The sequence below is a fragment of the Mycolicibacterium sp. SMGY-1XX genome, assembly GCF_059132455.1.
This window is the reverse complement of sequence record NZ_CP101139.1, coordinates 1680908-1694638: the sequence shown is the minus strand read 5'-3', so window position 1 is coordinate 1694638 and position 13731 is coordinate 1680908. Positions and strand designations below refer to the sequence as shown.

Here is a 13731-nt window from a genome sequence, read left to right as displayed (position 1 = left end):
GGCACGGGAGATTCACATGAGCAGTGCAGCGGTTCGGGTGTGAGCTGGCCGACATGACACGCCGGTGTCGAAAGTCTTTCCAACCGGCGAACGTTCGGCAATGCTCACAGCGCACAGGTGCCGCGGTTGCCGACTGTGCACCCTGCCCAACACCGTGACGGTCACAGCGCCGCGGCGATCAACTGCACCTCGACCGGCGCGCCGGACGGTAGCGCCGCGACGCCGATGGCACTGCGCGCCGGCAGCGCACCGGCGCCGAGGGTGGCGGTGATGGCCTCGGAGGCACCGTCGGCGACCGCCGATGCGGCGGTGAAATCCGGAGTGCAGGCCACGTAGACGGTCATCTGCAGGCACCGGATCCCCGGCGAATCGGCGGGCAGCACCGAGCGCACCGCCGCCAACGCGTTGGTGGCCGCCAGGGCGGCGGCGGCTCTTGCGGTGGGCACGTCAACCCCGGCCCCGACGGCACCGGTCACCGTGAGCACCCCGTTGCGGCGCGGTGTCATACCGGCGCTGAAGACCAACCCCGCGTGAAGCACCGCGGGCACGTAATCACCCTGCGGCGCAGGCGGTTCGGCGGGCTCAGTCGACACCTAGGGCGATACCTTCCTGCCGTGGATCGGCCGCACCGCTGAGGATGCCGCGGTCGTCGCGCGAAATGATCTGGGCACTCCCCCCTCCGCCGAACGCCGGCTGGACCACGACGTGGTGACCGGTGGCGGCCAACTCGTCCCGGACCGGTGCGGCCAGGGTCTCCTCGACACGCAGCTCGGGATCGGCACCGAGGACGTCGGCGTCGGATCCGGGGAACACGGTGAACCGCGGCGCGGATACCGCCTCTGCCGGGTCCAGACCGTGATCGAGGAGGTGGGACAGCAGCTGCATGTTCCACTGCACCTGCCCGTCACCCCCGGGGGTGTTGCCGACGTGCAGCAGGGCACCACTGTGGTCGGTGACGATCCACGCATTGAGCGTGTGCAGCGGTTTACGCCGTGGCGCAACCTCATTCGGGTGGCCTGGTATCAGGTACGCGCCACGCGCCAGGCGGTTGTTGAGCACCACCCCGGTGCCGGGGACGGTGAACTTCGCGCCGAAGGTGAAGGCCAGTGAATGGATGAAGCTGACCGCGCGGCCGTCGGCGTCGACGGCGACCGTCGAGGTGGTGTCACCGGCACGGACGTCGACGGGGCCGCGCAGTTCGGTGCGTTCGTCGAGATCGCGGCGCTGGGCGTCGAGCCGGCCCGGTTCCAGTACGTAGCGGGCTCCGTCGTTCTGGCTGCCGCACAGTTCGAACCGGTCGGCGAAGGTCAGGCGCGCGGCGCGGGCCATCCGGTCGACTGCCGGCGCGGACAGCCATCCGTCGAATCCGATCACCCCATCGCACAACCCCGCCTGCTGCAACACCATCCAGCCCGGTGTCGGCAGCGGGGTCTGGTGGATGACGGCCCCGGCGTAGTTCCCCGCCAACGCGGGTTCCGGGGCGATTGCCGCGGTGGCGGCCCACTCGTCACCGGTGAACGGCGCGCCGCCGTTGTGCAGCGCTGACACCGCGCGTTCGGCGAACTCACCGTGGAAGAACCAGCGGGGGTCGGCGGCCAGCCGGCGGATCGTGGCGGCCAGCTCGGGCTGAGGGGTCCTGGCCCCGGTGTGCAAGGGTGCCCCGCCGCGGGTGTAGACCGAGGCCAGGCCCGCGTCGGCGCACACCGCGCTCAGTGCCAGAGCCACGTCGCCTGCGGTGCGCGCCGAACAGGGCAGTCCGCCCTCGGCGACGCGGGCCGCCGGTTCCCAGAGTTCCCCCAGCGCACGTGATGCACCGTGGGCGTGCAGCGCGGCCAAGGCGGCTGGCGCACCGGGCACCGAGACCGCCAGCGGGCCGTCCATCGGAATGACCGAAAACCCCTGTGCGCGATAGAAATCGGTGGTACCGCCGTCCGGCCCGAACCCCGAGCCGTTGATGGTCCACACCCGGCCGTCGGGCTCACGGACGACGGCGAACGCGTCGCCGCCGATACCGCACTGGCCGGGTAACGTCAGCCATGTCATGGCCGCCATCGCCAGGGTGGCGTCGATGGCGTTACCGCCCTCGGCCAGCACCCGTGCGCCGGCGAAGCTGGCAGCGGGGTGGCTGCTGCTGACCATGCCGGCTGCCGAGAGCGCCGGGGGTCGCACTGCTGCGGCGGTCATGCTTGGCGGCGCAGGCGTCGGGTGGGCCCGGCGGGCGCTTCCCCGGGCTCCAACCCCACGAATATCTCACCGTCGCGTTCCTCCACGGGGAAGGTCTTGATCGGCTCGGTGGCCGGCGGGCTGATGGGCTCCCCGGTTTCCAGGTCGAAAGCACTTCCATGACAAGAACATCCGATTCCGTCGTCGCGGAGCTTGCCCGACGACAGCAGGCAATCGAGATGGGTGCAGTAGTTGGACGTCGCGTACGCCTTGCCACGCAATCTGGCCACCGCGAACTCGTGTTCACCGGCGTGGAACCGGCGCACGATCCCCTCCGGGACCTGCCCGGATCTGGCGACCCGAACGAATTCTGTTGTGGCCTTCTGGATCTGCTCAGTCATGTCGGTGGTTCCTAGCCGGTGGGGTTGAGGTAGACGGTTTTCTCATTGAGGTAGAACTCGATCATCGACGCGCCTGCCTGCTCTTTGAAGGTCGCGGTGGACGACGCCTTGTAGCCGCCGAACGGGGCGTTCATCGCCATGCCCGTGGTGGGCTGGTTGATCTTGACCAGGCCGGTCTTGGAGCGGCGCGAGAACATCTGCGCGACGGCGAGGTCATTGGTGACGATCGCGGCCGACAGTCCGAATTCGGTGTTGTTGGCGAGGTCAACGGCATCGTCGAGCGAGGCGGCGCGCTGAACGGCGATCAGCGGCCCGAACACCTCTTCGTCGACGATCCGCATGCCGGGCTGTGCGTCGGTGAACACGGCGGGACGCACGAAGAATCCGTCGGGTCCGTCGGCGAGCTGCACCGCCGTACCACCGCAGCGCAGGGTGGCCCCGTCATCGACACCGGCCTGCACGTAGCTGGTGAACTTGTCGAACTGGTCGGCACTGGCCAGGGCACCCATGTCGACGCCGGACCTGTCACCCGGGCCCACTGTCAGCGCCTCGGCGCGGGCCACGATGGCCTCGACAAGCGCGTCGTGATTCTCGTCGGTGACGATCACCCGGCTGGTCCCGGTGCACGCCTGCCCGGACAACCCGAACGCGCCCTTGACGATCAGGGCCGCCGCCCTGCCGGGGTCGGCGTCCGGGGCCACCACCACGGGGTTCTTGCCGCCCATCTCCAGCTGGACGCGCCGGTGCGGGCCCACCTGACTGTGGATCAGGCGCCCGACCCGGGTGGATCCGGTGAAGGTCACCGCCGCCACCCGGTCGTCGGCGGCCACCGCTGCCCCGGCCTCACCGCCACCCTGTACCAGCGCGATCACATTCGGTGGCAGCCCGCCGGCCAACAGTGCCTCGACGAGCCGCTGCCCCATCAGCGGGGTGAGCTCAGAAGGCTTGAACAGCACCGTGTTTCCCACCGCCAGAGCAGGACCGAGCTTGCGTGACGGGATGTTCAGCGGGAAGTTCCACGGGGTGATCGCACCGACGATACCCACCGGTTCGCGCATCGTGTACAGCAGCGTCTCTCCCGCCACCGGGTAGGTGGCGCCGACGGCCCGGGTTGCTTCTGCGGCGTAGTACCGCAGGTTCATCGGTGTCCGGCTGACCTCCATGGTGGCCTCGGCGACGGTCTTGCCCTCTTCGCGGACCAGTTCCCCGATCAGCTGCTCGCTGCGCGACTCCAGCTGTGCGGCAGCCGCTTCCAGAATGGCGGCGCGGCGTTCCGGTGAGGTCGCCGCCCATTCGGGGGCAGCCTTCTCCAGCATGTCCACGGCGGTACGCACATCGTCGGGCCCCGACGCCGGGAAAGTGCCGATGACATCGGTCGGGTCGGCCGGATTGCGCCGGGTGAAGGTCGCACCCGACTGCGCGGGCACCCAGTTGCCCTCGAGGAAGTTCGAACCGTCGATCATGCGTGTACCTGCGCTTCCACTTCGTCGTCGTCGGCGTATACGAGATCGAACAGGTCGGTGTCCTCGTCGCACAGGGCGGCGGCGTCGAATTCGCGGCCCAGCAGCTCCCTGGCCGCCGAGATGTCCTCGCCCCTGTCGACGGTGAAGGCTCCGCACAGCACGCCACCGTCGAAGTAGAACCCGGTGAAATCCATCCCGTCGCGGTCGCCCCGAATCGTCGGCTCCCCGGTGGCGGTGCCGACGAACTGCAGGTTCCGGTCGAACTGATCCGACCAGAACCAATGGGGATCATCGGAGATCGCATCGAAGCCGAGCATGGCGTTGGCCACCGCGACGCCTTGGCGGCTGGCGTTGTCGAAGTGCTCGACGCGGATGTGGCGGCCCGCCCGTGGCGAGTAGCGCCGGGCGACGTCGCCGGCGGCGTAGATGTTCGGGACGGCGGTGCGGCCCACCGCGTCGACGACGATGCCGTCGTCGACCGCGAGGCCCGACGCCACGGCTGCGGCCACATTGGGTGTGATCCCGATACCGATGACCACGGCGTCGAACTCCTCGGCGCCGATCAGTACGGCGTCGGCGGTGGTGCGCACCGAGGCCACCGCGGTGCCGGTGCGCACGTCGACGCCGTTGTCGCGGTGCAGCTGGGTCATCAAGGCGCCCATGTCGGCGCCGATCACCCGGGCCAGCGGCACCTGTGCGGTTTCCAGCACCGTCACCGTGACGCCGGCGGTCGTGGCGGTCGCCGCGATCTCCAGGCCGATGAAACCGGCGCCGATGATCGCCAGCCGGCGACCCGGCGTCAGCAGCGGCGCCAGCCGCTTGGCGTCGTCGAGTGTGCGCAGGTAGTGCACCAGGTCCGGGCGTGGACCCGGTACCGGGAGGGTGCGGGGGCTGCCGCCGGTGGCGAACAGCACGGCATCCGCCACCAGCGACGCGCCGGAGTCGAATTCCAGTGCGCCGGAGGCGGTATCGACTCGCGTGACGGTGGTGCCGGTGATGATCTCGACGTCATTGTCGGCAATCCAGCTGGGCCGCAGGATCTGCAACGAGTCGTCGGTTTCGGCCCCGGCGAGAAACTCCTTGGACAGCGGCGGACGCTGGTACGGCGCATACGGCTCGTCGCCCACCAGCACGATCCGCCCGTCGAACCCGCGGCGGCGCAGGTTGCGCGCGGCGACCGCGGCGGTCTGGCCGGCACCGATGGTGACGTAGGTGGGGCGGGTCATGCGCGCGCCTCCTGATTGGCGGTCATGCAGATGTAGACGGTGCCGTCGTCGTCGACGCGCACCGGGTAGGTGGGCTGGCAGAGGTCCTGGTCGGCCTCGTAGCCCGTTTCCAGTTCGAACTGCCACTGATGGCCGGGGCAGATCACCTTGCCGTGCAGCAGCGTGCCTTTGAACAGTGAACGGTCTTGGTGCACACAGAGATCGGCGAATGCGTACACCTTGCCCTCGGCCTGGAACAACGCGATGGCGGAGCCGTCGACCTCGACCCGGAGCTTGCGTCGACGGCCGAGCTCCTTGGTGGTGGCCACCGCCACCCAACCCTCAGACATGAGGTTCCCCTTCCTGCGATTTCGGCGACGGGTTCGAGCTCGGAGGCCACGTAGGTGTCGTAGAGGCCCTTGGTGTAGGAGAAGCGCATCTCGGCGCCCCAGCGCACCATCTGCAGGCAACGCTGCTGCAGTGCCGGGGTGTCGGCGTGGTCGAGCACGATCTGGTAACCACGCTCACCGTGCACCACATCGGAAGTGATGTGCAGATCGAAGAATTCGATCTCGTCCTCGGTGAACTTGTACACCTCACGCAGCGGCACGATCTGCTTCATGTAGATGCTGGGAACCTGCGACTCCAGACCCACCACCAGGGCGGCGGTGGCGACCACGAAGTGCTCACGCTGTGAGACCGCGTAGCACCAGGACTGGAGCCCCCGGGTGATCGCGTTCATGTTGTTCGGGTCTTCGATGCGCTCCTTGGTGGTACCGCATGCCTCGCCGAACTTGATCAGCAGATCGGTGTGGCGGATGTCGGCCAGTTCCTCCTCGTACATGTTCTGCAGCGTGAAGTCCTTGGCACCGGTGAACTCATCGGGAGTGTTGGCGTAGATGTTGGCCAGGTAGTCGGCGAACGGGCCGACGTAGTGGTAGTGGTTCTCGGCCCACCGGGCGAAGTGGTGGCGCTCGAGCCGACCCTCGGCCCAGGCCTTGGAGAACGAGGCGTTCTTGGCCTCGCGGCCCTTGATGGCGTTCTCCAGTTCGGCGCGGAACTCGTCACGCCCCAGCAGTTCGGTCATCTTTGTGTCCTTCCGGGTTATATCGTTCTGGCGAAAACTGGTGTACTGAGCTGCATTCCGCGTCACTGCGGAGAACCTGCACCAGCGACGTTAGTGTCGGGTTGTCGCGTCGACCACGTACACAATCACCCGCCGGAACCGGCTTGATCGGTGATATTGCACAGGGGTCAGCGGCGTGCGACGGAAGCGGTCAGCGCCTCGAACTCGGCGAGCACCGCCGCGCCGACGGCCTTGTCCTGAGCTCCGTTGCCCCCGCTGATGCCCACGCCACCGACGATCTGGCCGTCGAAGACGAGCGGGAATCCGCCGACGAAGATGGCGAACTTGCCCGGCAGCATGTGGCTGATGCCGAAGGCTTCGTTGCCGGGCAGGGCGGGCCCGTCAGGCGCCTCGTTGAACAGGTGAGTGGCGCGCTCGTGGCCCGCCGCGGTGAAGGCTTTGGCGATCGCGATGTCCACACCGGTCAACCTGGCGCCCGGAAGGCGGTGCAGCGCAAGCACATTGCCGCCGTCGTCGCAGATGCACAGCGTCTGCTTGACGCCGATCTCCTCAGCTTTGGCGCGGCCGGCGGCCAGCAGCGGCAGTGCGTCGTCGAGAGTGATCCGGTGAATCTGGTGCATACCTCGTGCCTCGTTCTCGGTGTCGGGGACTGTGGGGGCGTTCGGCTCGGCTAGGTGCCTTGCCGAGATTTCTATCAACCCCGAAGACGCGACGGCAGGGCCAAGATGTCCTGATTTGTGCGGCGGAGAAGGTCAAAGTGCACATAGGCTGAGTGCTGGGTTTCACGATATTCCGTTAAGGACCAGTGAACGTCGGTGTTCATGTCCCCCGCAGTGCGACGAACAGCGCAGGTGATGAAGAGAATGTCCGAACAGGAAACCGACAACGGTCGATTGACGGTCGCCGGACTGCTCGACGAGTCACTGATGGCCGGCGCCCGCGTCATCGTGGGAGCCGACCGCGTGCAGGCGGAGTTGCACTGGGTGCTGCCGTTGGCCGAGGTGCTGTCGCGGACCGATCCGCTCGACGGCATCGCCGTCTACACAAGGCCGGAGGCGCTGCTGGGCAATCACGGGGCCCTGACCGCGCTGGCGGCCCGCGGCGCCACCACTTTGCTGGTGGACGGCGCGGTCCCGGCGGAGCTGCTGCAGCCGTCGTTACCGGCCGGTCTCGTGGTCGTCGAAATGAGCTTCCCGGTCGGCTTCGCCGCGCTCAACCGGCTGCTGGCCGAGCGTGCGCTCAATCAGGAAGTGCACGTGATGCGGTACTCCACGCACGTGCACGCGTCGCTGGCCGGGCTCTTCCATCGGGGGGCCGGACTGGAGATGCTGATCCGGGAGGTGTCCAACCTGGCGCGCAACCCGGCGATGGCCCTCGACGCGCGCGGCAACGTGGTCGCCCACTGCGGGCTCGGCGATGACGCCGCGGTGTCACTCAGCGAGGAGATCGGCCCCATGCTGGCTGCGCCGCTGCCCGCAGCGCGGCGCACCATCGGACACGACACCCGCGTGGAAAGTGTTGCGGGACCGAACAACTGCCCGTGGACGGCGATCGCCAGCGCGATCAGGCTGGGCAAGGCCTTCGAAGGCTGGGTGATCGTGCTGGTGCCTGGGGCAGCCCCGGGCACCCACGATATGGCGCGCCACGTCGTGGTCACCGAACAGGCGACGGCGATCATCGGTTCGGAAATGCTGCGACAACACAGCGTCGACGAGGCCGAGGAGCGGGCCCGGGGCGATTTCGTGCAGGCCTTGGTGCACGGCAGCTTCTCCAGCGAGCACGATATGCGGGCGCGGGCCGAGTACCACGAGATCGACATCGACACCCGGTTCGGCGTCTACGTGGCACCGGGTGCACTGCCGCAGGGCGTCGACGATCCCGCGGCCAGCATGGTGCGGCTGGCCCGGTATGCGGCCGGGGTGGCTCCCGACCCCTTGGTGCAGTCGTATGTGACGGTGATCGGTGACGTGCTGGTGGTGGTCCGCTCCCTGCGCAACGACGACGACACCCGCATGCGGGCCGAGATGACCGATTACGCGGAGGCGATGTCCGCCGAGCTACGGAAACGGCGGGGATCCCCGGTGGCCGTGGCCTACGGCCGGCCGGCCCACGGCGCCAGTGAGGTCTCCGACAGCTACCGGGAGTCGCGGGTGGCACTGGGCATCGCCCGCCGCCTCGGCCAGACCGGCGCCACCTCGTATCAACAACTGCGCAGTTTCACCGTGCTGGCCGAGGCGGCGGACACCGAACAGAGCCGGGCGCTGGTGCGCGACATCCTGGGGCCACTGCGGAAGTCGCCGGACCTGCTCGAGACGCTGACCGGCTACCTGGCCAACGGCGGCAACGTGAATGCGACCGCACGCGTACTCAACGTCCACCGCAACACCATGCTCACCAAACTGGACCGGGTGTCGCGGTCGATCGGTCTCGACATCCGGCAGCCGGAGCACCAGTTCACCGTCTGGCTGGCCATCCGGCTGGACATGCTGTCGGACGTGCGCGCGGCCGTCGACCGGGAAGCCAGTTTCCGCTGACCCGTCGGAACCGCAGCAGTGGCGGCGTCACCCCTGCTGCACCGGCGCCGGATCCGGACCGAAGAACGATCCGAGCAGGCCGAATGCCACCACCACCGCTGCCGCGCCGAACACCAGCGGATACCCCGCGGCACCGAGTGCGATCGCCACCCAGGCCGCGCCCATCGCGGACCCGCTGAACCGGATCAGGTTGTAGAGCCCCAGACCGGTGCCCTGCGCGCCGGCGGGCGATCGGGTGGCGCCGGTGGCGGCCGGGGTCTGGACGAAGGCGATCCCGACACCGGCGAGCACCAGGACTGCCACCAGCAGCGCCAGTGGACGTCCGTCGCCCACCACCAGCGCCAACCCCACTTGACCCGCCGCCAGCAACACCAGCCCGGTGCGCAGTACGTGCCGCGGCCCCAGGGGGTCCATATAGCGCCCGACCAGCGGTCCGAGCACCACCATGGTGGCCGGCACCACCAGCAGCACCAGCCCGGCGACGGACGCGGACCGGCTGCCGTCGCCCACCAGGTACAGCGGCACCGCCAGCAGTATCGCGCCGAGGCTGAACATCATGGCGAACGCCGCCAGCGAACTGCGCACGAACCGGGCTTCGAGCACCAGACGCACCTCGACGAACGGTTCCTCGGTGCGCAGGCTGTGCCAGACGAACACCGCCAGCACCACCACCGCGGCGATCAGCACCGCCCACGCGCCCGGCCACGGAATGGACGCGATGCCCAGGATCAGCAGGCCCGAGCCGATGGTCAGCCCGGCCGCCCCCGGCAGGTCGAACCGCATCCGGGTGCCCGGATAGGCGGGAACGTGCCGAAGCGTGCCGATCAGGCCGGCCAGCGCCACGGGCACCAGGGGGACGAACACCCACCGCCAGCCCCAGGCGTCGGCGATGAACCCACCCGTCGCCGGACCGACGGCCTGGCCGATGCCGTTGACCGATGCCCACAGTCCCACCGCACGGCCGCGGCGGTCACCGGAGAACATCCACGTCAACAGTCCCATCACGGCGGGCCCGAACGCCGCGGCCACGGCACCGCCGAGACACCGCCAGGCGATCAGCACCGGCAGCGTCGGCGCGGTGGCAGCACCGATGGCACAGATCGCCGTGCCCACCAGGGCCACGCAGTACACCCGACGGCGGCCGAAGCGGTCACCGATCCAGCCGACCAACGGCATGGTGGCGGTGAAGGTGAGCAGGAATCCGACGACGACGAACACACCGCTGCTGAGCGGGGCGTCGAAATCGGCGAGCATCGCCGGCATCGGCACATTGACGATGTTGTTGCTCAACGTTCCGACCAGCGTCCCGGACAGCAGCGCAGCCAGCCCCAGCGGAGTGCCGTCGCCGGTGGTGCCCGCATCACGGGAGCGGTTGTCGGTGTCAGTCATGTCCTAGCAACTGTCTCATCCACTAATGACCGATGGCAGCGCCCGAGTGGGACAACATGCCCAGTGCACCACCACGATCCGGGTCACGATGACCGGTCCCCGGGATTGTCACAACGGTCGATTCGCGGGCGAACCCGCTGTGAGATCGGCATATTTACCTGCATGAAACGCCCCGACACATGACCGACAAGCCCAGCGCATATTGCACATGAGGGACATCACAACGGTGTGCACTGTGTTCGTTGACCATGGGAGTCAACGAGCCGAGCATTCCACCATCAAACTGCACAGCCCACGAGCAGTTGAGACGAAAGACGTGGACGATGGACACTCAGCTCAGCGCCGCACATTGGATCTATCTCGCAGGCATTGTCGTCATCCTGATCACGATGGCGCTGCGCAAGAACATCGTGGTACCGGCCGTGACCGCCACGCTGCTCACGGCGTGGGTGTTCTCGGGCAGCATCATCACCGGACTGTCGTCGATCTTCAACGCCAGCCTGGTGGCCGCGCAGGAGTTGTTCAACATCTTCCTGATCATCGCCCTGGTCACCGCGATGCTGGGCGCGCTGCGGGAAATGGGTGCCGACCGCTTGATGGTCACGCCGTTTCGGCGGGTGATGCGCGCTGGGACAAGCAGTTTCCTCGTCCTGGCGGTGGTGACGTATGTGATCTCGCTGTTCTTCTGGCCCACTCCCGCCGTTCCCCTGGTCGGGGCGGTACTGATTCCCGTCGCCATCCGGGCGGGGCTGAGCCCGCTGTCGGTGGGCATGGTCATCGCGATCGCCGGGCAGGGTATGGCGCTGTCGTCCGACTACATCATCAAGGTGGCACCGGGCATCTCCGCCAAGGCAGCGGGCGTCGACGCCGACAGCGTGGCGGACAAGGCGTTGGTCCTGTCGTTGATCGTGGGCGCCACGGCGCTGGTGATCACCTACCTCACGCAGCGCCGCACCTGGAAGACCCCCTCGCCGGATCTGCTCACCGCGTGGGAGAACCGCGCGGACAAGTTGGGTCTCACCGACGGTGGCGCCTCTGCCGAAGGCCCGTCCGCCGGCGGCCCGGCACCCCAACACGATGACGTGCCTTCCGGTACCCCCGTTCCGGCCGGCTCCGACGGGCCGGTCGCGACCGCCACGATGGTGCGGACCGCGCCCGTGGCCGATCCACCGAAAACCCTGTCCGCCAGGCTCTTTGCGGCGTTGGTCCCGACCGCCTACCTGGTGTTCATCGTCTACCTGCTGCTGGGCAAGTTCACTTCCCTGGTGCCGCCGCTGCAGGGCGGGGACGCCGCGGGAATCGTCGGTGGCATCGCGGCGATGCTGCTCTTCGCCGCGTGTCTGACCAACGACAAACGCGACTTCCTGGAGAGCTCGTCACGGCACATCATCGACGGGCTGGTGTTCGCCTTCAAGGCCATGGGAATCGTGTTGCCCATCGCCGGTTTCTTCTTCATCGGCAATGGCGACTTCTCCGCGCGCATCCTGAGCCTGGGCGAGGATGCCACCGGTCCCGCGCTGCTGTTCGACCTGATCAACGCCGGTCTGTCCCATGTGGCCCCCCACCCGTTCGTGGTCGGGTTCACCGTGCTGTTCGTCGGTCTCATCGCCGGCCTGGAAGGTTCCGGGTTCAGCGGCCTGCCGCTGACCGGTTCGCTGTCCGGTGCGCTGGGCACCGCAGCCGGCATGGATCCGTCGACGCTGGCTGCCATCGGTCAGATGGGCAACATCTGGTCCGGCGGCGGCACTCTGGTGGCGTGGTCGTCGCTGGTGGCGGTGGCCGGTTTCGCCCGGGTTCCCGTTCTGACGTTGGCGCGCAAGTGTTTTCTGCCGGTGATGGCGGGGTTGGTGCTGTCCACCGTGTTCGCCATCCTGGTCTTCTGAGCTGCCGATGACGGACACCAACCGCGCGCAGACCGCGCTGACCCTCACGATCGCCCTGACCTTCGTCACCGGAATCGTCGATGCGGTCGGCTTCCTCGCCCTCGACCGGGTGTTCACGGGCAACATGACGGGCAACATCGTGATCCTGGGGATGGGTGTCGCCGGGGCCGACGATCTGCCGGTGCTGGGGCCGGCGATCGCCCTGGCCGCGTTCACGGTGGCGGCCTGGTTCGCCGGGCTCGCGCTGCGCAAACCACGCGCCACCAACCCACCCGGCTGGCATGACCGGGTGACACTGCTACTCGCCCTGGGCGCCCTGGCCCTGGCGGTGCTGACCATGGTGGCGATCTGGGCGGGCGACGAGCCCCCCACCGCCGTGGAGATCGGCATGGCGGCCGCCACCGCCGCGGTGATGGGGTCGCAAGCGGTCGTGGCCCGTGCGGTGGCGGTGGCGGACATGACCACCGTGGTGGTGACCTCGACACTGGCCTCGCTGGCGGGCGAGACGTGGACCCGCGGTGGTCGCGGGGTGCTGTTCAATCGCAGGTTGGGGGCCATCGTGGTGATCTTCGCCGGCGCGCTGGCGGGCGCGCTGCTCCTGAAAGTCCATCTTGCGGTGCCCTTCGGGCTCGCGACGGTCCTGACCGCCACGGTGGCATGGCTGGGGCATCGGCGGCTCTCTCCCAGGGCGCTGGACACCGCCGCTGCGTGAGGCTCAGACCACGCAGCGGAATCCGATATGGGTGGTGGCGCTGTCCTGGGACTGCGGCGAACGTGCGGCCGGACGGTACCGATGGCAGTACTCCGGCGCGCACAGATGCGACCCGCCCTTGAGGGCCTGATTGACCGCCGGATCCGGGTCCTTCGGCGGCGGGCAGCATCCCCCGCTTGCGTCGATCCGGTGGTGGCCGGTGAAGCGGGTGGTGGTCCATTCCCAGACATTGCCGATCATGTCGGCCAGCCCGAAACCGTTGGAGGGGAACGTACCCACCGGTGAGGTGCCCACCCAGCCGGCGGCGCCGTCGTTGCGGTACGGGAAGCGGCCCTGCCAGGTGTTGGCCATCAGCCGGCCGTCGAGGCGCGCGTCGTCACCCCATGCGTAGGTGGTGGTCGCCCCGGCGCGGGCCGCGTACTCCCATTCGGCTTCCGAGGGCAGCCGACGGCCGGCCCACCCGGCGTATGCCCCGGCGTCGGGATAGGCCACCTGCACGACCGGGTGATCCATCCGGTCCTCGATCGAACTGTCCGGCCCGTGCGGGTGACGCCAGGAGGCCCCCGGCGACCAGGCCCACCACTGCTGCCAGTCCCGCAGGTCGACCGGCCCCGGCGTCGGCCGGAACACCAACCCGCCGGGCACCAGGTCCGACGGCGACGCCCCGGGGTACAACGCGGGATCCAGGGGGCGTTCAGCGACGGTGACGTATCCGGTGGCATCGACGAACTCGGCGAACTGGGCGTTGGTCACGGGGTGTTGCTCGATCGCGAACGGGCCGACCGTCACGGTGTGGATCGGCGCCTCCTCGGGATAGAAGTTCGTCGATCCCATCCGGAACGTGCCGCCGGGCACCTCGATCAGTGGGCTGAGCATCCCTTCAGGGTAGGACGG

At 68.5% G+C, this 13731-nt stretch carries 12 protein-coding genes and 1 pseudogene; 3 read left to right on the top strand and 10 right to left on the bottom strand.

What is annotated here, in order from left to right; genetic code table 11:
- Positions 1–161: 161 nt before the first annotated feature.
- The 8 genes and pseudogenes from NL241_RS08315 to NL241_RS08280 form a co-directional block, all read right to left on the bottom strand.
- Positions 162–593: a RidA family protein gene (locus NL241_RS08315; RefSeq protein ID WP_487690825.1), complete on the bottom strand. Its 432-nt coding sequence runs from the start codon at positions 591–593 to the stop codon at positions 162–164.
- Complete coding sequence (locus NL241_RS08310; RefSeq protein WP_494397275.1) at positions 583–2184, bottom strand: gamma-glutamyltransferase family protein; 1602 nt, start codon at positions 2182–2184, stop codon at positions 583–585. Before NL241_RS08310 ends, NL241_RS08315 begins: the two co-directional genes overlap by 11 nt.
- Positions 2181–2564 (bottom strand): Rieske (2Fe-2S) protein, encoded by a 384-nt coding sequence (locus NL241_RS08305; RefSeq protein WP_487690822.1) that lies wholly within the window; start codon positions 2562–2564, stop codon positions 2181–2183. Before NL241_RS08305 ends, NL241_RS08310 begins: the two co-directional genes overlap by 4 nt.
- Before the next feature lie 11 nt (positions 2565–2575).
- Complete coding sequence (locus NL241_RS08300; RefSeq protein ID WP_494397274.1) at positions 2576–4027, bottom strand: aldehyde dehydrogenase family protein; 1452 nt, start codon at positions 4025–4027, stop codon at positions 2576–2578.
- On the bottom strand, positions 4024–5253 hold the full coding sequence (locus NL241_RS08295; RefSeq protein WP_494397273.1) for an NAD(P)/FAD-dependent oxidoreductase: 1230 nt from the start codon (positions 5251–5253) through the stop codon (positions 4024–4026). The genes NL241_RS08300 and NL241_RS08295 overlap by 4 nt, the downstream gene beginning before the upstream one ends.
- Entirely contained in the window at positions 5250–5582 is a 333-nt protein-coding gene (locus tag NL241_RS08290) for a Rieske (2Fe-2S) protein (protein WP_487690817.1), read from the bottom strand. Before NL241_RS08290 ends, NL241_RS08295 begins: the two co-directional genes overlap by 4 nt.
- A 32-nt stretch (positions 5583–5614) precedes the next feature.
- Positions 5615–6319: pseudogene (locus NL241_RS08285) on the bottom strand (iron-containing redox enzyme family protein); the annotation flags it as partial.
- 167 nt (positions 6320–6486) lie between these two features.
- Entirely contained in the window at positions 6487–6939 is a 453-nt protein-coding gene (locus tag NL241_RS08280; protein WP_487690813.1) for a GlcG/HbpS family heme-binding protein, read from the bottom strand.
- A gap of 243 nt (positions 6940–7182) precedes the next feature.
- Between NL241_RS08280 and NL241_RS08275 the strand changes: the two genes are divergently transcribed.
- Positions 7183–8853: a PucR family transcriptional regulator gene (locus NL241_RS08275; RefSeq protein WP_494397272.1), complete on the top strand. Its 1671-nt coding sequence runs from the start codon at positions 7183–7185 to the stop codon at positions 8851–8853.
- 27 nt (positions 8854–8880) lie between these two features.
- Here the strand turns inward: NL241_RS08275 and NL241_RS08270 are convergent, their stop codons facing one another.
- The gene (locus NL241_RS08270; RefSeq protein WP_487690810.1) at positions 8881–10242 is read right to left on the bottom strand and encodes an MFS transporter; all 1362 of its coding nucleotides are present in this window, start codon (positions 10240–10242) and stop codon (positions 8881–8883) included.
- Between the two features lie 323 nt (positions 10243–10565).
- On the opposite strand from NL241_RS08270, the gene NL241_RS08265 reads away from it, so the two are divergent.
- Both NL241_RS08265 and NL241_RS08260 read left to right on the top strand, forming a co-directional pair.
- Positions 10566–12125, top strand: a complete 1560-nt coding sequence (locus NL241_RS08265) for a hypothetical protein (protein ID WP_487690809.1) — start codon at positions 10566–10568, stop codon at positions 12123–12125.
- 7 nt (positions 12126–12132) lie between these two features.
- Positions 12133–12837: a YoaK family protein gene (locus NL241_RS08260; protein ID WP_494397271.1), complete on the top strand. Its 705-nt coding sequence runs from the start codon at positions 12133–12135 to the stop codon at positions 12835–12837.
- 3 nt (positions 12838–12840) lie between these two features.
- Here the strand turns inward: NL241_RS08260 and NL241_RS08255 are convergent, their stop codons facing one another.
- Positions 12841–13713: a formylglycine-generating enzyme family protein gene (locus tag NL241_RS08255; protein ID WP_487690806.1), complete on the bottom strand. Its 873-nt coding sequence runs from the start codon at positions 13711–13713 to the stop codon at positions 12841–12843.
- Positions 13714–13731 lie beyond the last annotated feature (18 nt).

Bases quoted from the DNA above. Each gene is read 5' to 3' on its own strand.
- NL241_RS08310 (WP_494397275.1), bottom strand. From the start codon at position 2,184: ATGACCGCCGCAGCAGTGCGACCCCCGGCGCTCTCGGCAGCCGGCATG.
- NL241_RS08305 (WP_487690822.1), bottom strand. From the start codon at position 2,564: ATGACTGAGCAGATCCAGAAGGCCACAACAGAATTCGTTCGGGTCGCC.
- NL241_RS08300 (WP_494397274.1), bottom strand. From the start codon at position 4,027: ATGATCGACGGTTCGAACTTCCTCGAGGGCAACTGGGTGCCCGCGCAG.
- NL241_RS08295 (WP_494397273.1), bottom strand. From the start codon at position 5,253: ATGACCCGCCCCACCTACGTCACCATCGGTGCCGGCCAGACCGCCGCG.
- NL241_RS08290 (WP_487690817.1), bottom strand. From the start codon at position 5,582: ATGTCTGAGGGTTGGGTGGCGGTGGCCACCACCAAGGAGCTCGGCCGT.
- NL241_RS08280 (WP_487690813.1), bottom strand. From the start codon at position 6,939: ATGCACCAGATTCACCGGATCACTCTCGACGACGCACTGCCGCTGCTG.
- NL241_RS08275 (WP_494397272.1), top strand. From the start codon at position 7,183: ATGTCCGAACAGGAAACCGACAACGGTCGATTGACGGTCGCCGGACTG.
- NL241_RS08270 (WP_487690810.1), bottom strand. From the start codon at position 10,242: ATGACTGACACCGACAACCGCTCCCGTGATGCGGGCACCACCGGCGAC.
- NL241_RS08265 (WP_487690809.1), top strand. From the start codon at position 10,566: ATGGACACTCAGCTCAGCGCCGCACATTGGATCTATCTCGCAGGCATT.
- NL241_RS08260 (WP_494397271.1), top strand. From the start codon at position 12,133: ATGACGGACACCAACCGCGCGCAGACCGCGCTGACCCTCACGATCGCC.
- NL241_RS08255 (WP_487690806.1), bottom strand. From the start codon at position 13,713: ATGCTCAGCCCACTGATCGAGGTGCCCGGCGGCACGTTCCGGATGGGA.